An 18,558-nucleotide genomic window follows, 5' to 3' on the forward strand; every position below is an offset into this window, starting at 1 on the left:
CTAATCTTGTCCCATTGTTCGATACTTTTCGCGCAAATTGTTCCGAATACTAATCGCCGTCAGATTAAGAACAACGATCACCATCACTAATAAAAATGATGTAGCGTATACCAATGGACGTGCTGCCTCGATATTACTGGTCTGAAATCCAATGTCGTAAATATGAAAACCCAAACTCATAAACTTGCGCTCTAAATGGACAAATGGAAACTCTCCATCGATAGGCAAACTAGATGCCAATTTAACAACCCCTACCAACATCAATGGTGCCACTTCCCCAGCAGCTCGAGCAATTGCCAAAATAAGCCCCGTGAGAATGGCAGGGCTCGCCATAGGTAATACAATCCGCCAAATGGTTTCAAATTGCGTAGCGCCCAATGCCAATGAACCATGACGCACTGCTGAAGGAATCCGGCTTAATCCCTCTTCCGTTGCAACAATGACGACAGGCAAAGTTAAAACGGCTAGAGTTAGCGCTGACCACAACAATCCTGGCGTGCCAAATGTAGGTGCAGGTGCTCGTTCTGCATAAAATATAGCATCAATAGATGAACCAATCGTATAAACAAAGAATCCTAGACCAAAAACTCCATAAACGATCGAAGGAACGCCTGCTAAGTTGATCACTGCGACCCGAATCATTCGAGTAACGCCATTATCTTTTGCGTATTCATGAAGGTAGACGGCAGCGATGACCCCTAAAGGCATCACCATAATCGACATAATCAGCACCAACAACATAGTGCCAAAAATAGCGGGAAAAACACCACCTTCCGAGTTAGATTCACGAGGGTCTTCAGAAATAAACACCCAAACTTGTTTTCCCCAGTGCGATACTTTTTCGAATATCGACATATCATTGGGGTACCAAACATTGAGTATATCTCGAATGGCTATCGATGTACGTGTGCCGGTCATATCTTCAACTAACAAGGTTTGACCTGAAAGCTTCTGCTTTAAGATCTGTAACTCACCTTCTATCGATTTAAACTCTGCTTCTAACGCTATTTTTTGCGCGTCATAACTCACAGAAAAATCAGCGTCCACTCTGTTATTAAATTCTCGTTTCCGCCTCTCTAAACGAAGAGACTCTAACTGACGTCCAATCGATTGAAGTTGAGTCGTCAGCAAAACATTAATTTCCTGACGTAATGCCACAGCTTGATCCAGACCTTCGCTTAAGGCTTGGGTAATATCTTCGGCTTCAATACCATTATCACGATAATAAGCGATTGGCTTCCCAATAAATTGCCCCTCTTCTTCCCGGTCAATCACCACCCATCCTGTTGGCGTAGTAGGAATGGTGAGTTCAAAATCAAAACGGGAGATAAAATCGGCAGGAAACAGATCTCGGTTCGCAACCTTAATAGAGTATCGAGTCACCGAGCTATCAAGTTCACCATATTTTTCAGCTAGTTGCTTTTGATAAGGCAAATGACTGGTTAGTATTTCTTCTTTGTTATACAGCAAACCCACTATTCTATGGTTATCACTATCTGTCCATTGATATAACGGTGCAGGCCAAAAATACGCCAGCCCTTTCCAACCAATTAATAGCAACAAACCTAAAACAGACAACAAACTAAAGCTAACAGCACCACCAGTTAGCCAAATCCATGGAGCCCCGGAGCGTAACCATTTAAACGGCGCTTTAAAGAGCACGATATTTCTCCCTTAAACGCAAACGAATCCATTCAGCTAATGAGTTTACAGCGAACGTAAATACAAAAAGTAACAATGCTGCGAGGAATAGAATTCGATAATGGGAACTGCCAACTTCAGATTCCGGTAGTTCAACCGCAATATTTGCGGCAAGCGTTCGCATCCCTTCAAACAAATCGAAGTCCATTATTGGGGTATTTCCCGTTGCCATTAGAACAATCATAGTCTCCCCAACAGCTCGCCCTAACCCCATCATTATCGCCGAAAAAATACCAGGACTCGCCGTTAGCAATACGACGTAAATTAATGTTTGCCACGGCGTTGCGCCCAACGCTAAAGAACCATCAGATAAGTGCTTAGGTACCGAGAATACCGCATCTTCTGCGATCGTAAAGATCGTCGGAATAACAGCAAACCCCATAGCAAGACCCACCACCAATGCATTACGCTGATCAAAATCAATGCCGTGTTGAGCCAAATAGGTACGAACATCACCGGCGAACAGCCAAGATTCAATATCAAAGCTTAATGGAAATACCAGTGCTGCCGTAACACAAAGCACAGGAACCAGAGCAATTGCATGCCAACCACGCCCGACTGAGTGCCCCCAACTTTTGGGTAAAATTGACCAAAGAAAACCAGCGGCGATCGTTGAAATAGGCAATAAAAATAAAAGGAGAATAACGGACACTAGATGCTGTTCGACAATCGGTGCAAACCATAGCCCTGCAAGGAATCCGATAATGACGGTCGGAAACGCTTCCATTAACTCAATGGTTGGCTTAACCACTCGTCGCATTGATGGCGACATAAAATAGGCCGTATAAACCGCTGCACATACCGCGATTGGCACGGCAAAGATAAGTGAATAAAAGGCCGCTTTGAGGGTTCCAAATGCGATAGGAACCAAACTAAACTTCCCTTCAAAACTGTCAGAAGCAGACGTTGACTGCCATACATAATCGGGTTCTGAATACCCTTCATACCAAACTTTTTGCCACAAGGACGAAAATGAAATTTCAGGATGTCCCATATTGACATCAATGAAATGTAATTGCCCTTGATCTCCCAAGCGACGATAAGTAAGCAATACATTCTCATTACTCGATAACGCCACCAACTCAGGTGTTTTCGACGCGATTCGTTCAAACAATACTAACTTTTCACTTGTCGTATAAAAGTTATGTACTGTCCCACTGCTATGGAATGCAAAAAAACCTTTACTAAAACGGTTTGGAAGCAATAGTGATATGTCAGCGCCTAAACGAAAGTCACGAATCTTGGTTAAGTGTCGCTCTTCTTGTTTTAACACATCAAACCATTGTGACACTGAACCATCGTCATAACTCACAAGCAACGAATACCCACCCGCCAGCATCGCCATACCGTCAACACGGTGACTGTCATCAAAAGATAAATCGATCACTTCACGCGCAGAATATTTTGATGCATTACGTTTAACCACCACCAATTCGGATCCACTGCGAATGTATAGCGTAGAACCGTCGCCGGATATTACTAACTGATCAGGCTGAACAGCAGAAGGGAAATGGTAAGCAGAAAAGGACGATAAACCATCGAGAGGCTGAGAGATCACTTCCAACTGCCCACCATCATGACTGACGGCCAGAGTTAACTGTGTTTCAGAGATGCTAAACGTCAGTGTCTCGATCGCTTGCCACTGCTGGAATTGCTTTCTTAAATCGTCACCAATAGGGACATAATCCACTTGTGGAGCAAAAGTATTATTTTCAATCGAGCCATAGGAAAATTTGGGTTTAACCACCGCAATTTGATTGTCATTACCGAGCAGTAGAGTCCAGTTTTGATCTGGGGAGATATACGAGCGATTTGGCTCAAATCCAAGCTCCGTATGCCAAATAGGCATTGACGACGGAGCATCTTTACTCCAAAAAGACAAACGCCCCTGAGCTGAGACCGTAAAAGCATGTTTTCCTTGATCATCGACGTAAAGCGACATCACCGAGGGTTCATGGATTGAAACAGTAGGCTCTGAGTAATCAAGACTTGCATCCGAAAAAAGCGGAATGACAACCCAAAGAAGATAGGCAAAAATTAACACTAATGCGCCAAGAACACAGAGTCCACCAAAACTTACAGACATACGAAAAAGCCTATCTTTTAATAGGCGAACTTTGTGCGTAGTATCTAAAGAAAACTGAGCTTTGGGCATCATTACATCGAGTTAAAATGGTCTAATATTATAGTATGTCGTTTTCGTGACATTAATATTACAATCCCCTTTAACCGACTGAAAGTAAAACAACTATCTCGACTAATGTGACATAGAATTGTAATAAAAAAAGGGTATTGTGTAGTAGCAAAAATTCTATTCTTGATTTAGAGAGCTTACGACTAAATCCACAGAAAAGCACACTTAAAGAAAGGTTTTCTTTTATAGTCATGAGGTTATTACATGAGCTCAGAAAAGTTGTACATCGAAAAAGAGCTAAGCTGGCTATCGTTTAACGAACGAGTTCTCCAAGAAGCGATGGATAAATCCGTTCCATTAATCGAACGAATTCGCTTTTTAGGTATTTTTTCAAATAATTTGGATGAGTTTTACAAAGTTCGCTTTGCATCGGTAAAACGACGCATTTTAATCGATCGTGAGCAAGGGCGAAACAGCAGCTACAAACGCCTATTAACGAAAATGCAAAATAAAGCGTTCAAGCTCAACGAAGATTTTGAGACCTTATACACTGATTTAATTAAAGAAATGGCTCGACGCCGAATCTTTTTAGTCAATGAACATCAACTAGATGAGCCACAACAGAAATGGATAAATAAGTATTTCAAAAAAGAAGTACTCCCTCATATTACTCCTTGGCTAATCTCCGATGATGCTGATGTATTACAATACCTTAAAGATGAGTATGCCTACATTGCCGTCGAGCTAAAAAAGAATAACCACTCTCAATACGTTCTGATTGAAATTCCAACCGATCAACTTCCTCGCTTTATTATGCTCCCTGAACAAAAAGGGAAACGCCGTAAAACAATCATTTTGCTCGATAATATTATTCGGTATTGTTTGGATGATATTTTCCGTGGTTTCTTCGATTACGATGAACTAAACGGTTACGCGATGAAAATGACCCGAGATGCCGATTACGATTTAAGCTACGAAGTTGAACATAGCTTACTTGAGCAAATGTCTGAAGGGTTAAGTCAACGACTCACCGCAATGCCCGTTCGCTTTGTATACGAAAAAGAAATGCCCAAAGAAATGCTGACGTTCTTATGCGATAAGCTCAAGGTCTCGAATTACGACAGTTTATTACCCGGCGGGCGTTACCACAATTTTAAAGACTTTATCTCTTTCCCCAACGTTGGGCGCGATTATCTAGAGAACAAACCTTTACCGCCAATGCGCAGCGCCGATTTTGAGGGATATGAAAACCATTTTGACGCCATAAAAGCGAAAGATATTTTACTCTATTACCCTTACCACACCTTTGATCATGTCACTGAGCTCGTTCGTCAGGCCTCTTTTGATCCAAAAGTACTAGGCATAAAAATTAACGTCTATCGTGTCGCCAAAGATTCTCGATTAATGAACTCTCTTATTCACGCGGTACATAATGGTAAAAAAGTAACAGTGATCGTTGAGCTTCAAGCTCGTTTTGATGAAGAAGCGAACATCGAATGGTCTCGCATTTTAACCGATTCAGGCGTGCATGTTATTTTTGGTGTTCCTGGATTAAAAGTTCACTCTAAACTGCTACTCATTAGCCGAAAAGAAACGGGCGAAGTTAAGTACTACGCACATATTGGTACAGGTAACTTTCATGAAAAGACAGCGCGCATATATACCGACTTCACCCTACTAACCGCGGATTCCGAGCTAACCGATGAAGTGCGAAATGTATTTGGCTACATTGAAAATCCTTATCGTCCAGTGAAGTTTAAGCACTTAATTGTCTCTCCACGTAATTCTCGAAAACGGCTTTATGATGTCGTAAACAAAGAAATTGCGTTTGCTCATCAAGGGAAAAAAGCCCAAATTATCCTCAAAGTGAATAACTTAGTCGATAAGGGCTTAATCGATAAGTTATATGAAGCGAATAATGCTGGTGTCGAAATAAAAATGATTATCCGCGGTATGTGCTCGTTAGTTCCTGGTGTTAAAGGGATGAGTGAGAATATAAAAGTCATCAGTATTATTGACCGTTTTCTAGAGCACCCACGTGTAATTATCACGCATAATAATGGTAATCCATCCGTCTATATTTCTTCTGCAGACTGGATGACTCGAAACATCGACCACCGAATCGAAGTGGGAGCTCCAATACGTGACCCGCGATTAAAGCAACGCATTATCGATATCATTAATATCCATTTTATCGATACAGTGAAGGCACGAACGATTGACAAAGAGATGTCAAACACCTACGTTGCTAGAGGAAACAAGAAGAAAATACGTTCACAAGTAGCAACTTATGACTACATAAAAAATAGTGAACGCCAAACACGGAAACAAAACGCACAGTTGGAGACGAATGAGCGAACAACACAATGAAACACCTCGATCTATAGCAGCCGTCGATCTTGGCTCGAATAGCTTTCATATGGTCGTCGCCAAAGTCGTCGGCCATGATTTGCAGTTAGAAAGTCGCCATAAGCAAAGAGTTAGACTTGCTTCTGGTTTAAACGACAAGAAAGTACTTAGTGAAGAAGCTATGGAGAGAGGCTTAGAATGTCTGGCCATGTTTTCGGAACGCGTTCAAGGCTTCAGCTCTGATAATGTACGAATCGCAGCAACTCACACACTACGCCAGGCAATCAATGCTCATGAATTTTTAGAACGAGCAAGGGAAATCATTCCTCATCCTATCGAAATTATTCCCGGTACAGAAGAAGCTCGTCTTATCTATCTTGGTGTCGCCCATACACAACCTCAATCCGACTCCATGCTGGTTATCGATATAGGCGGTGGAAGTACAGAAATCATTATTGGAAGTGGCTTCAATGCTGAACTGGTCAATAGCATTCAGATGGGATGTGTCAGTTATACCAATAAATATTTCTCCCGTGGGAAGATTTCTCAAAAGCAAATTCGTCAGGCGATTCTAGGGGCTGAACAACAATTAGAACACGTTGCTTCAATATACCGTAAGAAGGGTTGGCAGGCAGCCTTTGGCGCTTCTGGTACGATAAAAGCGGTTCGTGATGTGTTAATCGGAATGGACTTTAGTGATGGAGAAATTACGTCAGAACGCTTGGATGCCGTGTTGGATAAACTAAGAGACTTTGACACTATCGAGGCTATCGACATCAAAGGGCTTCCCGTGGAACGTCAGCCGGTATTTATCGCTGGAATAACGATTCTCAAAGCGATTTTCAACCGATTACGAATTAAAAAGATTCAATTCTCGGATGGTGCGTTGCGCGAAGGTTTACTGTATGAAATGGAAGACCGGCTTCAATTTGATGATATTAGATTGAGAACAACCGAAACCCTAGCAGAAAAGTACAATGTTGATTTGGAACATGCCGCTCATGTCAAAGGTGTTGCCAAAGAGTTATTTAACCAAATTTCGGAACATCAAAAACTTAACCACAAACAACAACAGCTGGCCGAGCTATTAGAGTGGAGTGCGCTACTGCACGAAGTGGGGCAAAGCATTAACTTCCAGAGTTTTCATAAACATTCAGCTTATATCTTAACAAACACAAATATGGCTGGGTTTAATTCAGAGCAACAACTTGTGCTAGCAACGTTAGCGCGCTTTCATCGTAAGGCATTAAAGCTACAAGAAATGCCGTCATTTTCGTTGTATAAGAAAAAACAGATTACTCAACTAATTCGAATTTTACGCTTATCCGTTGTATTAAATGCTCAGCGTAATGATGAGATAGAACTCGAGTTTAATCTTGAAATAGACAACGACGTTTGGCGACTAACAACCAATAAAAAAGATTGGTTGGAAGAGAATAAATTGCTTCATGCCGATCTGCTTACTGAGCAAGAGTACTGGCAAACAGCATCTTGGGAACTTGAGTTTTAACCTTAGAGCGTAAAGCTATAATCCTATTTTTTTTAACTCTGTTTGGGCTATGTCTGCTGAAATTGGCACGTAGCCCTCTTTTACAACAAACCCTTGTCCCTGTTTCGAGAAAATAAACTGAACGAACTCCCTTACCAGAGGAGACAACTCGGTTTGCGGGTGCTTATTGATGTAGACATATAGATAACGCGACAGTGGATAACGTCCATTAACGATGTTTTTGTGAGTCGGAGCTATAAAATCATCCCCTACACTAGCTATCGGTAATACCCTTGCCTCAGAAACCGAGTAACCAACACCTGAATAACCGATTGAGTTTATAGAAGAAGCAACCGATTGAACCACAGAGGCCGAACCTGGCTGCTCGTTGACGTTATTTTTAAAGTCCCCTTCACATAATACATTTTGCTTAAAATACCCATAGGTACCTGAAACAGAATTACGACTAAACATTTGGATTGCGCGCTGTGCCCAAGGTGCTCTGATTCCCAATTCAGCCCAATTCGATATCGTACGGTTTCCGCCACAACGCAATGTCGCCGAAAAAATTTGATCTAACTGAGTAAACGTCAATCCTTCAATTGGATTGTCTTTGTGAACAAAAATACCAATCGCGTCGACAGCAACACGTAACTGCGTCGGTTTATAACCATAAACGTGTTCAAATGCGTCAACTTCTCTCGCGCGCATCGGGCGACTCATTGCGCCAAACTGAGCGGTTCCTTCTGTCAATGCAGGAGGAGCGGTAGAAGATCCAGATGCTTGCACTTGAGCATCAATATTTGGATAAATGTTTTTAAATTCTTCGGCCCACAGCGTCGTAATACCAGCGAGCGTATCAGAACCCACTGACAGCAAACTTCCACCAACATCGTCACTCTTTTGATACATGCGTAACTCTGATGCCGAGAACGCCGACAAAGAGTAACAACAAAGAGTTAGGATTAAAGTTGCGATCTTCATTATTCTTCAACAACAAGTCGTGATGGTAAAACAAAAGAAAAACAGCTTCCACACCCCACTTCACTTGCGATATCTAGATGAGAATCGTGGTGTGAAAGTGCATGTTTCACAATCGCTAACCCTAAACCACTGCCCCCAGTATCACGAGAACGTGCTTTATCTACACGATAAAAACGCTCAGTCAAACGATGCAAATGCTGAGGTTCAATCCCATCACCCATATCTTCAACTTCCAAGCACGCTCCTTGATCACATCGATACCAGCGAACCACTATCTCAGCTTCGGGTAGTGTGTACTTAACAGCGTTGTATACCAAATTGGAAATAGCACTTCGTAATTGATCATCATCAGCATAGACTTTAAGCGTTTCATCAACCGAAAACGAAATTCGATGAGCATTACTGCCACTCAAACTTATTGCTTCTTTCTCTAAAATTGACAACATAGCTGGAACATCAACAATAGCTTCCAATTCGTGCATCGGTGCTGCTTCGATTTTTGACAAAGTAAGTAATTGATTCACCAGGCTATTCATCCGGTTCAACTGCTCTGTCATGACGCTATGTGCTTTAGGCCACATAGGACCGACCACCATATCCGGATCCTCTGTCATCTCGAGGTACCCTTGGAGAACCGTCATTGGTGTACGAAGTTCATGAGAAACATTGGCAAAGAAGTTTCGACGCATACCCTCTAACTGCTTGAGTTGAGTTACGTCACGCACGACTAGTAATTGCTCACCTTGGGTGTAGCGAACAACACGCAGCTCCAACATCCGTTCTGCATTTAATGGAGACTGAATCACAAGAGGTTCAGAAAAATCTCGTTTACCGAGGTATTTAATAAAATCAGGAGCACGTAATAAGTTAGTGATCGGCTGTCCTTCATCATCAGGCCATTGAAAACCAAGCAAATGTTGAGCTAAACGATTACACCAAACAATGTTTCCTTCATCTCGAAAAACAACAACCGCATCCGGTAACGATTCTGCACCATTTTTAAAGCGGCGGTTTAGACTGGTCAATGCTTTACGTTTATAACGATGATATTGTTGTAGTCGATAGATGCCGTTGAATAACGACTCCCAGTTTCCTCGACCAGAAGGCGGACTTAAACGTTTATCATCACAAAGCCAAGTCGATAATCGGACTTGGTTATTCATATTCCACAGCAACTGAATAACGGTTGCGGTTAAAAGCAACCATGGCATATAGCCAAAAATCCAACCGGCAATAATCCAAGGTGAGTAAAAAAAAGCCAGCTCCCAAGCCAGCTTCTTCCATGTTATTCGTTCAACCATTTATAGCCTCAGTTATAAAACCACTATGCTTTTGTTGAAAAGCGGTAACCTGCTCCACGTACCGTTTGAATTAACCTATCATGATTGGCATCTTCAAGTGCCTTTCTTAAGCGACGAATATGAACATCGACAGTACGATCTTCAACATAAACGTTTGTACCCCAAACGTTGTTCAGCAACTGTTCTCTGCTGTATACGCGTTCTTGATGGGTCATAAAAAAGTGCAATAATTTAAACTCTGTTGGGCCCATTTCAATCGCACTCTCGTTAGACATCACTCGATGAGAAACAGGGTCAAGTCGTAAACCTTGGACATCAATAACATCTTCAAGTGCCGTCGGCGTAACGCGACGAATAACGGCCTTTAAGCGTGCAACCAGTTCTTTCGGGGAAAAAGGCTTAGTAATATAGTCATCAGCACCGACTTCAAGCCCACGTACTTTGTCTTCTTCTTCACCACGTGCTGTCAACATCACTACAGGAATATTACGAGTCAACTCTTCCCGCTTCATATGCTTTATAAAATTAATACCACTTCCACCGGGTAGCATCCAATCAAGCAATACAAGGTCTGGATAAGGCTCACACAACTTAGCCACAGCAGAATCATAGTCTTCTGCCTCAACAACATTATAGCCTTTTTGCTCAAGAACAAAGCTCAACATTTCTCGAATGGGTGCTTCATCTTCAACCACGAGTATCCTTCTAGACATAAGTTCTATAACCTTTGTTTTTTAATTCACGCTAGGCATTATTAAAGATAATTATGACAGTTTTGTGACCTTTGGAAACAAATTTTCATATAGGTTTCGCATTAAATTCATTGTTTTATTCTAAAAATGCGATAGGACTTTTGTTTATCTTTGCTCTATTATGTTCACCCCAACATCCCCACCGAGACAAACTATGTGGTTTAAAAACTGTATAATTTACCGCGTTAATCGCGATGTGAAATTTAATGCTGATCAACTAGAGAAGCAACTTCAAGAATTCCGATTCACCCCATGTGGCAGCCAAGATAAGCAAAAATTCGGCTGGGTAAATGTGTTAGGCAATAGTGGTGATATGAAGACGCACCTGTATCAGGATTGCATTCTGGTGTGCGCAAAAAAAGAAGAAAAAATCCTCCCCGCTGCGGTTATTAAAGAATCCTTGAATAGCAAGGTAGAAACCATTGAAGCGGAAGAAGGACGTCCACTAAAGAAAAAAGAAAAAGAAAATCTAAAAGATGAAATTTTAATTGATCTCCTCCCACGAGCCTTTAGTAAAAGCCAACTAACTTTTACACTCATTATGCCAAGCTTAGGTTTAATTATCGTTGATGCATCAAGCTCCAAAAAAGCCGAGGATGTTATTGCACTCCTGCGTAAAACAATGGGTAGCCTTCCCGTTGTTCCTGCAATTCCGGAAGTAGCGATTGAAACAACACTAACCACTTGGGTTAAAGACGGGAATTTACCGCGTGGCTTTACCATGTTAGAAGAAGCTGAATTTAGATCAGTACTCGACGATGGTGCCGTTATTCGCTGTAAGAAACAAGACCTCTCAAGCGATGAAATCATGAGCCATATTGAAGCCAACAAAGTGGTCACCAAACTGGCACTTGATTGGCAAGAACGCATCTCGTTTGTTCTCGCGGAAGACGCGTCAATCAAACGCTTAACATACAGTGATACGCTAAAAGAAGAAAACGAAGATGTACCAAGTGACGATCGCGCCGCTCGTTTTGATGCTGATTTCTCTCTTTTATGTGGTGAATTTAGCAACTTCTTACCAAATTTATTTGAAGAGCTCGGTGGCTTACCACAAGCTGAATAAACCACTACTAACCACAGCCTTTCTCGGCTGTGGTTAATCTCACCATACCTTCACCATCACTCATGATTCTTTGCTAGGAATCAAAATCAATTTAACGTAAAATTTGCGCCCCTCCGATACCATTAGGTGGCATCGGCCTGACTTGAAATCAGACTTGGAAAACTTAGCAATGACAACACAAACCTCTCTTGTTCCTGAGCTGCTGTCCCCTGCCGGTAGCTTAAAAAATATGCGTTATGCATTTGCCTACGGCGCAGATGCTGTCTATGCCGGGCAGCCTCGCTACAGCTTGCGTGTTCGCAACAATGAGTTCAACCATGAAAACCTGCAAATTGGTATTAATGAGGCTCATGCTCAAGGCAAGAAATTCTACGTGGTATGTAACATACAGCCGCACAATTCCAAACTAAAAACCTTTATTCGCGACCTAAAGCCAGTTGTTGATATGGGCCCCGATGCTCTAATTATGTCTGACCCTGGCCTTATCATGATGGTTCGTGAAGCATTCCCAGATATGAGCATTCACCTTTCTGTTCAAGCAAACGCAGTAAACTGGGCGACGGTGAAGTTTTGGGCAGCCTATGGTGTTGAACGTGTCATTGTTTCCCGTGAATTATCCCTCGAAGAAATTGAAGAAATTCGTCAACAGTGCCCAGATACAGAACTCGAAGTTTTTGTACATGGTGCTCTATGTATGGCTTACTCAGGACGATGCTTACTTTCTGGTTATATTAATAAACGCGATCCAAACCAAGGCACTTGTACCAATGCTTGCCGTTGGGAATATAAAGTCGAAAAAGGCAAAGAGGATGAAGCAGGTCAGATAGTCGAACAGTTTGACCCATCCCAAGCGATTGAAGTTAAAGAAGAGCGCCCAGAAAACACCATTGGCCTTGGTAAACCAAGTGATGAAGTGGTGTTATTGTCTGAAAGCCACCGCCCCGATGAAAAAATGGCTGCATACGAAGATGAACATGGTACTTACATCATGAACTCAAAAGATTTGCGTGCGGTACAACACGTCGACCGCTTAATTAATATGGGCGTTCATTCCCTTAAAATCGAAGGCCGTACCAAGTCTTTTTATTATTGTGCCCGCACTGCACAGGTTTACCGTAAAGCCATTGATGACGCAATTGCTGGGAAACCTTTCGATGATTCACTCATGGGTACTCTTGAAAGCTTAGCGCATAGAGGTTATACCGAAGGTTTCCTTCGTCGTCATACTCACGATGCCTATCAAAACTACGATTACGGTTACTCTATTTCAGATAGCCAACAATTTGTTGGAGAGTTTACCGGTAAACGCCGTGGTGATTTAGTCGAAGTTGACGTTAAAAATAAATTTGTCGTTGGCGATAGCTTGGAGCTAATGACCCCTCAAGGAAACATTATTTTTACACTAGAAGTCATGGAAAACCGCAAGAGTGAATTGGTAACAGATGCAAAAGGCAACGGCCACTTTGTGTTTATTCCGGTCCCTCAAGATGTTGAACTTGAGTATGCTTTGCTGATGAGAAATCTTGGTGTAGGCCAAGATACACGTAATGCTACGGGCAAATAACCATGGCATTATTGATCACCAGTAAATGCACCAATTGCGATATGTGTGAACCAGAGTGTCCAAATAACGCGATTTCATTTGGTGAGAAACTATACGAAATTGATCCCGTTCTCTGTACAGAATGTAAAGGTCACTATGATACACCGACATGTGAATCGGTCTGCCCTATCACAAATTGTATTATTACAGATCCAGATAATGTGGAAACCGAAGATCAACTACTTGAAAAGTTTGTCATTATTCAAGGTTTAGCCGGTTAAAGGTAAGAATCATTTCGAAACGGGCTTCTTGTCAGTTCGAATAGACATAAAAGGCCAATGGATATTGGCCTTTTTTATTTGATTATTTTCGTGCTAATCCCTTGCTCTGTAAGTAGGGCAAAATATGTGGCCGTGACTCCGTTGTTAGCTTTTCAGTCGTTGGCTGCGACCAACCTTGGGTTTTGAGATTACTTGATCGAGATTGATAATACTCATTCATGGTGTCATCGTATTGAGCAATATCTCCCATATTGACGCCTTGATAGCAATCTTGATGGAGGATCACGTCAGGACTTAATCGTGGCTTAAGCTCAGGATCTTGATTTGGATACCCCAAACACATTCCAAATAACACAGCAGTACCACTAGGCAATTCTAATAGCTCATCGACCTGTTGAGCGCTATTTCTCAAGCCACCTATATACACACCACCCAGCCCTAATGACTCTGCTGCCAGTAGACAATTTTGCGCCATAATACCCGCGTCGACAGCTCCAATTAAGGTCAGTTCTGTATAATCGATTTGAACCTCTGGGTTAATTATTTTATGTCGATTGTAATCAATACAAAATACTAAAAATTCCGCCGCGGACTCGACGTAAGGCTGATTACCCGCATATTCGGCGAGCAACTTGCGTTTTTCTTTATCAGTCACTCGAATCACACTTACGGCCTGCAATAGGCTAGATGAAGATGCTGCGATACCACAAGCAATAATCTGCTCTAATAAAGAAGCTTCTATTGAATCAGGTAAAAATGAACGGATTGATCGGTGTTGCAGCATAGTATCAATGACTGATGACATAGTAATTCCTTTCATGCACTTGGGAAGTAAGTTTTACAAAGTGGAAGGTCATATTAAATCGAATTTTGAGCCGTACTCAATAGCGTAAAGATAAAAGTGAGGCACAGAATAACCTTGTCTTCACTTAATCATATAAAGTGAAGACAAGGTCATTTAATGCCCCAATTTGCCGTTAAATCAAATATTATTAAGCTATGTGCTTGTTAAAGAAAGCTAATGTACGTTCCCATGCCAATTCAGCTTCCGTTTCGGCATAACGACCAGTAGAGTCATTATGGAATCCGTGATTCACGCCTTCATAAATATGAGCTTCATAGCTAGCGCCCGTTTCCTTTAAGACTTTTTCATAGTCTGGCCACGTACCATTAACTCGTTTATCGAGTGAAGCAAACTGCAGTGACAGAGGGCCTTTTACGTTTGCGCGTAAACTCTGCTCTGCTGGAGTACCATAAAATGGAACGCCTGCGTCAAGAGAGTCTGGGATGGTTGCAGCCAACATATTGACGATATAGCCGCCAAAACAGAAACCAACAGCACCAAGCTTACCTGTAGATAATTCATGTGTTTTAGTGAAATCAGCTGCCGCTAAAAAGTCTTGTTCTACTTTCGCTTTATCTAAACTTTTCTGCATTGCACGACCTTCATCGTCATTCCCTGGATAACCACCCAATGAATAAAGAATATCAGGAGCAAATGCTAAGAATCCGGCTTTGGCTAAGCGACGAGCGACATCTTTAATGTAAGGATTCAATCCTCGGTTCTCATGAATTACGAGTACCGCAGGAAAAGGGCCATCCCCTTTTGGCTGCACCAAGTAACCAGAACCTTCGCCATGACCTTTAGGCGATGGGAACTTAGCATAGCTTGCCATAATATCTTCGTCGTTAAACGAAACCTGTTCGGCCAACGCATAATTAGGAATAAGAGCTGAGGTAAGTGTCGTAATCGTCAATCCAACAACGGCTAATCCAGACAAGCGTCGCATAAATTCTCGGCGGTCAATCACACCATGAGCATATTCGTCGTACCAATCAAACGCTTCTTGAGGGATTTTGTGAGTATCTATAGAGGCTTTGTTCATGAAATACTTCCTTTTGTTATCTTTTATTATTAATTGAATGATCGTTCACATTAAACATAATCAAATACCCGACTAAACGTGTCAAGCATAACAAAAGGAAGTTGCGAGTTCTTTACGCAGATTTACACTATGGTTACAAATGAAAACTTCATGTACAAACTACTGTTTCGCGCTCTTTCGAAATTGACTTGGAGTCATTCCAGTGATTCTAGAAAACTCGCGATTAAAGTTAGATTTCGTTTGAAAACCGGAGTTCATAAAGATCTGAGTAATCGTATCAGATGACGTAACCAAAGCTTGCTTCGCATGATCAATACGATACTCATTGATAAGCTTCGAAATATTCTTCTGATGTATTAAGTTAACCGCGATTGAAATTTGTTTCGCAGGGATGCCTAATTTACGAGTCAATTTCGAAAGAGTGAGTTCAGGATCGAGATAAAGTAAATTTTGACGAACTTTCTCGTCAAGTTTGTCAGTGATGAGTAGAGCTTCTTGTTTCGTCATGGCAAGTGATCTCTCAGATTCACTCCTATCAGCTTCTTTACTCTCAGGTTGAACCTCCTCCGATATCGGAGTATTGATTCCTGCAATGACAACAGCGACCGCTAAAACGGGTAATAGAATCAAGTGCCCAGCAGTCAAAATGTAAAGTGCCAATCTCCCTTGATTAAATATAAAGTCCAACGACATAAATGAATCAACAAATGCTGAAAAAATTAGCATCCAACCAGCAATACTCTCTGCTTTCTTCACGCCTTCCCAGTTGCCAAGTGAAACATTGAATAGAAGTGGGTCTCGAGTCGAACAACGGATCAGTGCTATACCATATCCTAAATAAATTAAGGTAAGTGTTTCATCTAATGGAAGCGACAACCAGGGTTGGGAAAGAGCACAAACGAGAACTAACAATGGGCCAATAAAGTGGCTCGTTGATAAAAAGCCCTCATCTCGATTAGCATGTGAAAATACATACCAAGCCGCCATCGGAATAACAGACGCAATAATGGGTTGAATCATACTCAAAATAGTAAACTCAAACGTCCAACGCAAGCCTACCATCGCCGTAGTAACAGAACATAATCCCAAGAAAAAGCAGGCCAACTTAGCTTGTTCAGTAAACCGAACGTAAAGCGTTATCGCGAGTAATCCAAGTAGCATCGACACGACAAATGGAACAGGAATCGCAAGCATAATAACTCCAACTAAATATATAAAAAGAAAACCCAGATTCGTTCAGCACAGGTTGCGCACTTAGAATTCATACCTTAAGAGTAACTAATACCTATTTGTGGTCGTCCTAAAACTCGTTTAAGGACGTTTATTATCGCAATCTGATTAAAAATGTCATTACTAACTCATCACGGAGGTGACATTTATGCAGTTCTATTTTCTCGCTTGGAAACGGGCTTTCGATTTTTCTGGATGCGAAACACGTAAAGCTTTTTGGCTATTTATGTTGATTCATATTCTCATAACACTTGGGCTTATTGTGTTAGATGTGTCAACCAATATAAATACTTGGTTCGAGCTAACATATAGCATCCTAAGTTTCATCCCAATGCTTTCTGCGATTGCACGTCGCTTACATGGTACAGGCAAACGAGGTTATTGGGGGTTGATCTTCTGCGTCCCCGTTATCGGTCCTATTTGGCTGATTTTTCTGTTAGCGCAACCATCAAGTCGTCATCAATCAAAGGAGCAAACACTATGAGAAAACTTATACTTATTAGTATCGTCTTGTTAGCCGCAGTGCCTAGGCTCAGCTATGGCGCGCCCAAATTGACACCAAATTACGTTGGTGAACTAACAGTTGAAAGTATGCGACAAGGCAATCTACTTTGGCTTCAAGGGCGCGTTGGCGAAGGTAGATACCGCTATAATGATGAATATGGAAAAACGTGTACACTAAAGATACCTGTAGTAGTTGGTAGCATGTCCGGTTCTGGTATTAATATAAGCACAATAAGTGGCATGACTATATCTGTGATCAGTAAACGATTGAATGATGCTCTTATTCATGGCGAACGAATCAATAATCTTGATTGGAATTTCTCTATAAGCACAAAAGGCGAACTTGATGGCTTAATAGTAAATGGGATTAGCGAAGAGGAGAGTTTTATCCTGAATTCAAAAAATAGATGGGTTTCTTGGCTTTCTGGAGAAGCGACACCTTCACCTATTTGCTCTTAAGCTAGACTATGGATAATTAATATTTTTTGATACCAATAGATAATAAGCCGCTCATTGGGCGGCTTATTTAAATTAACGAGAGAAGTACTTCTTTAATTAAAAGGAGCTTAGTTATAGCAGGTCGCTAAAACTGAATTCGTATCCTTGTTTACAATCTCAACTGCATATAAAAAATCAGCAATAATTGTTTTCGTGGATAAGCCTTGCTCTTCTAAGTTTGGCCAAATGACAGGAACTAAATTCGTTACTGGTGTAATTTTCTTTGTATGCTCCAAAAGCTCATTACAGTCATTGGGAATAACATGCTTAGGATCAGCTGAGTATGCCATCTTAAACCCTAAACGCTTGTCTAGTGCGACAGTACCAAAATAACTAATTGTATAATTAGTATCAGGAACCTCTTTTCCAACAAGTGCATCTTTAAGTTGAATTGTAAGGATGTCCAAACGAAGTTTACCAATATCATATTTCGTTGCCGGTATCTCTTCTAACTTATCCCAAATAGTTGGGCCTAATCCTGTTTTTGCATCCGCTGCATTAACAAAAGGTGAGAATACTAATAACGCAATCAATAAATGTTTCATAGTGACTCCTTCATTATTCATTAGAAATGAAAAAAGGCCGCTCTGAGAGCGGCCTTTAAATTTGCATATAATGCAATTGTTATGGCAGGGGTGGAGAGATTCGAACTCCCAACACGCGGATTTGGAATCCGCTGCTCTGCCAATTGGAGCTACACCCCTGTAATAAACCTTTAAAATCATCATAGCAAATTAATATGCTTGCTAGATAATTTTTAAATAATGGCGGAACGGACGAGACTCGAACTCGCGACCCCCGGCGTGACAGGCCGGTATTCTAACCAACTGAACTACCGCT

The 18,558-nt window shown here is 41.5% G+C and carries 16 protein-coding genes and 1 tRNA gene; 7 read left to right on the forward strand and 10 right to left on the reverse strand.

What is annotated here, in order from left to right; translation table 11 throughout:
* A complete protein-coding gene (gene pstA, locus ACWU4D_RS16135) occupies positions 1-1,662 on the reverse strand; it encodes a phosphate ABC transporter permease PstA (protein ID WP_456052474.1) in 1,662 nt (553 codons plus the stop codon).
* Positions 1,652-3,856, reverse strand: a complete 2,205-nt coding sequence (locus ACWU4D_RS16140) for an ABC transporter permease subunit (protein WP_456052495.1) — start codon at positions 3,854-3,856, stop codon at positions 1,652-1,654. The genes pstA and ACWU4D_RS16140 overlap by 11 nt, the downstream gene beginning before the upstream one ends.
* 243 nt (positions 3,857-4,099) lie before the next feature.
* Here ACWU4D_RS16140 and ppk1 point away from each other — a divergent pair, with 243 nt between their 5' ends.
* Entirely contained in the window at positions 4,100-6,205 is a 2,106-nt protein-coding gene (gene ppk1 / locus ACWU4D_RS16145; protein ID WP_456052475.1) for a polyphosphate kinase 1, read from the forward strand.
* Positions 6,186-7,694: an exopolyphosphatase gene (ppx, locus tag ACWU4D_RS16150; protein WP_456052476.1), complete on the forward strand. Its 1,509-nt coding sequence runs from the start codon at positions 6,186-6,188 to the stop codon at positions 7,692-7,694. The genes ppk1 and ppx overlap by 20 nt, the downstream gene beginning before the upstream one ends.
* A gap of 15 nt (positions 7,695-7,709) precedes the next feature.
* Here ppx and ACWU4D_RS16155 read toward each other — a convergent pair whose 3' ends face one another.
* Genes ACWU4D_RS16155 through phoB form a run of 3 tightly spaced genes read right to left on the reverse strand, consistent with a single transcriptional unit; the run spans position 7,710 to position 10,671 of the window.
* Positions 7,710-8,657, reverse strand: a complete 948-nt coding sequence (locus tag ACWU4D_RS16155; RefSeq protein WP_456052477.1) for a PstS family phosphate ABC transporter substrate-binding protein — start codon at positions 8,655-8,657, stop codon at positions 7,710-7,712.
* Positions 8,657-9,958 carry a phosphate regulon sensor histidine kinase PhoR gene (phoR, locus tag ACWU4D_RS16160; protein WP_456052478.1) on the reverse strand — a complete coding sequence of 434 codons (1,302 nt, stop codon included), beginning with the start codon at positions 9,956-9,958 and terminating at the stop codon, positions 8,657-8,659. The genes ACWU4D_RS16155 and phoR overlap by 1 nt, the downstream gene beginning before the upstream one ends.
* A 23-nt stretch (positions 9,959-9,981) precedes the next feature.
* Positions 9,982-10,671: a phosphate regulon transcriptional regulator PhoB gene (phoB, locus tag ACWU4D_RS16165; RefSeq protein ID WP_456052479.1), complete on the reverse strand. Its 690-nt coding sequence runs from the start codon at positions 10,669-10,671 to the stop codon at positions 9,982-9,984.
* Between the two features lie 193 nt (positions 10,672-10,864).
* On the opposite strand from phoB, the gene rdgC reads away from it, so the two are divergent.
* The 3 genes from rdgC to ACWU4D_RS16180 all read left to right on the forward strand — a co-directional run bounded on the left by rdgC (position 10,865) and on the right by ACWU4D_RS16180 (position 13,600).
* Entirely contained in the window at positions 10,865-11,776 is a 912-nt protein-coding gene (rdgC, locus tag ACWU4D_RS16170; RefSeq protein ID WP_456052480.1) for a recombination-associated protein RdgC, read from the forward strand.
* Positions 11,777-11,945: 169 nt separating this feature from the next.
* The gene (trhP, locus tag ACWU4D_RS16175; protein ID WP_456052481.1) at positions 11,946-13,340 is read left to right on the forward strand and encodes a prephenate-dependent tRNA uridine(34) hydroxylase TrhP; all 1,395 of its coding nucleotides are present in this window, start codon (positions 11,946-11,948) and stop codon (positions 13,338-13,340) included.
* A gap of 2 nt (positions 13,341-13,342) precedes the next feature.
* Entirely contained in the window at positions 13,343-13,600 is a 258-nt protein-coding gene (locus ACWU4D_RS16180) for a YfhL family 4Fe-4S dicluster ferredoxin (RefSeq protein WP_456052482.1), read from the forward strand.
* Positions 13,601-13,682: 82 nt separating this feature from the next.
* Here the strand turns inward: ACWU4D_RS16180 and nfsA are convergent, their stop codons facing one another.
* From nfsA to ACWU4D_RS16195, 3 genes are all read right to left on the reverse strand, one after another.
* Entirely contained in the window at positions 13,683-14,405 is a 723-nt protein-coding gene (gene nfsA, locus ACWU4D_RS16185; protein ID WP_456052483.1) for an oxygen-insensitive NADPH nitroreductase, read from the reverse strand.
* Positions 14,406-14,592: 187 nt separating this feature from the next.
* Complete coding sequence (locus ACWU4D_RS16190; RefSeq protein ID WP_456052484.1) at positions 14,593-15,486, reverse strand: dienelactone hydrolase family protein; 894 nt, start codon at positions 15,484-15,486, stop codon at positions 14,593-14,595.
* A gap of 159 nt (positions 15,487-15,645) precedes the next feature.
* A complete protein-coding gene (locus ACWU4D_RS16195) occupies positions 15,646-16,680 on the reverse strand; it encodes a helix-turn-helix domain-containing protein (protein WP_456052485.1) in 1,035 nt (344 codons plus the stop codon).
* A 184-nt stretch (positions 16,681-16,864) separates the two neighbouring features.
* Here ACWU4D_RS16195 and ACWU4D_RS16200 point away from each other — a divergent pair, with 184 nt between their 5' ends.
* Complete coding sequence (locus ACWU4D_RS16200; protein WP_456052486.1) at positions 16,865-17,200, forward strand: DUF805 domain-containing protein; 336 nt, start codon at positions 16,865-16,867, stop codon at positions 17,198-17,200.
* A complete protein-coding gene (locus ACWU4D_RS16205; protein WP_456052487.1) occupies positions 17,197-17,679 on the forward strand; it encodes a hypothetical protein in 483 nt (160 codons plus the stop codon). Before ACWU4D_RS16200 ends, ACWU4D_RS16205 begins: the two co-directional genes overlap by 4 nt.
* A 107-nt stretch (positions 17,680-17,786) precedes the next feature.
* Here the strand turns inward: ACWU4D_RS16205 and ACWU4D_RS16210 are convergent, their stop codons facing one another.
* Together ACWU4D_RS16210 and ACWU4D_RS16215 are read right to left on the reverse strand one after the other, a co-directional pair.
* A complete protein-coding gene (locus ACWU4D_RS16210; protein WP_456052488.1) occupies positions 17,787-18,263 on the reverse strand; it encodes a hypothetical protein in 477 nt (158 codons plus the stop codon).
* An 82-nt stretch (positions 18,264-18,345) separates the two neighbouring features.
* Positions 18,346-18,422, reverse strand: a tRNA-Trp gene (locus tag ACWU4D_RS16215).
* Positions 18,423-18,558: the final 136 nt, after the last annotated feature.

Source organism: Vibrio phycocola, assembly GCF_053850235.1.

Coding starts and splice junctions, on each gene's coding strand:
- ACWU4D_RS16140 (WP_456052495.1), bottom strand. CDS start 3,856: ATGCCCAAAGCTCAGTTTTCTTTAGATACTACGCACAAAGTTCGCCTA.
- ppk1 (WP_456052475.1), top strand. CDS start 4,100: ATGAGCTCAGAAAAGTTGTACATCGAAAAAGAGCTAAGCTGGCTATCG.
- ppx (WP_456052476.1), top strand. CDS start 6,186: ATGAGCGAACAACACAATGAAACACCTCGATCTATAGCAGCCGTCGAT.
- ACWU4D_RS16155 (WP_456052477.1), bottom strand. CDS start 8,657: ATGAAGATCGCAACTTTAATCCTAACTCTTTGTTGTTACTCTTTGTCG.
- phoR (WP_456052478.1), bottom strand. CDS start 9,958: ATGGTTGAACGAATAACATGGAAGAAGCTGGCTTGGGAGCTGGCTTTT.
- phoB (WP_456052479.1), bottom strand. CDS start 10,671: ATGTCTAGAAGGATACTCGTGGTTGAAGATGAAGCACCCATTCGAGAA.
- rdgC (WP_456052480.1), top strand. CDS start 10,865: ATGTGGTTTAAAAACTGTATAATTTACCGCGTTAATCGCGATGTGAAA.
- trhP (WP_456052481.1), top strand. CDS start 11,946: ATGACAACACAAACCTCTCTTGTTCCTGAGCTGCTGTCCCCTGCCGGT.
- ACWU4D_RS16180 (WP_456052482.1), top strand. CDS start 13,343: ATGGCATTATTGATCACCAGTAAATGCACCAATTGCGATATGTGTGAA.
- nfsA (WP_456052483.1), bottom strand. CDS start 14,405: ATGTCATCAGTCATTGATACTATGCTGCAACACCGATCAATCCGTTCA.
- ACWU4D_RS16190 (WP_456052484.1), bottom strand. CDS start 15,486: ATGAACAAAGCCTCTATAGATACTCACAAAATCCCTCAAGAAGCGTTT.
- ACWU4D_RS16195 (WP_456052485.1), bottom strand. CDS start 16,680: ATGCTTGCGATTCCTGTTCCATTTGTCGTGTCGATGCTACTTGGATTA.
- ACWU4D_RS16200 (WP_456052486.1), top strand. CDS start 16,865: ATGCAGTTCTATTTTCTCGCTTGGAAACGGGCTTTCGATTTTTCTGGA.
- ACWU4D_RS16205 (WP_456052487.1), top strand. CDS start 17,197: ATGAGAAAACTTATACTTATTAGTATCGTCTTGTTAGCCGCAGTGCCT.
- ACWU4D_RS16210 (WP_456052488.1), bottom strand. CDS start 18,263: ATGAAACATTTATTGATTGCGTTATTAGTATTCTCACCTTTTGTTAAT.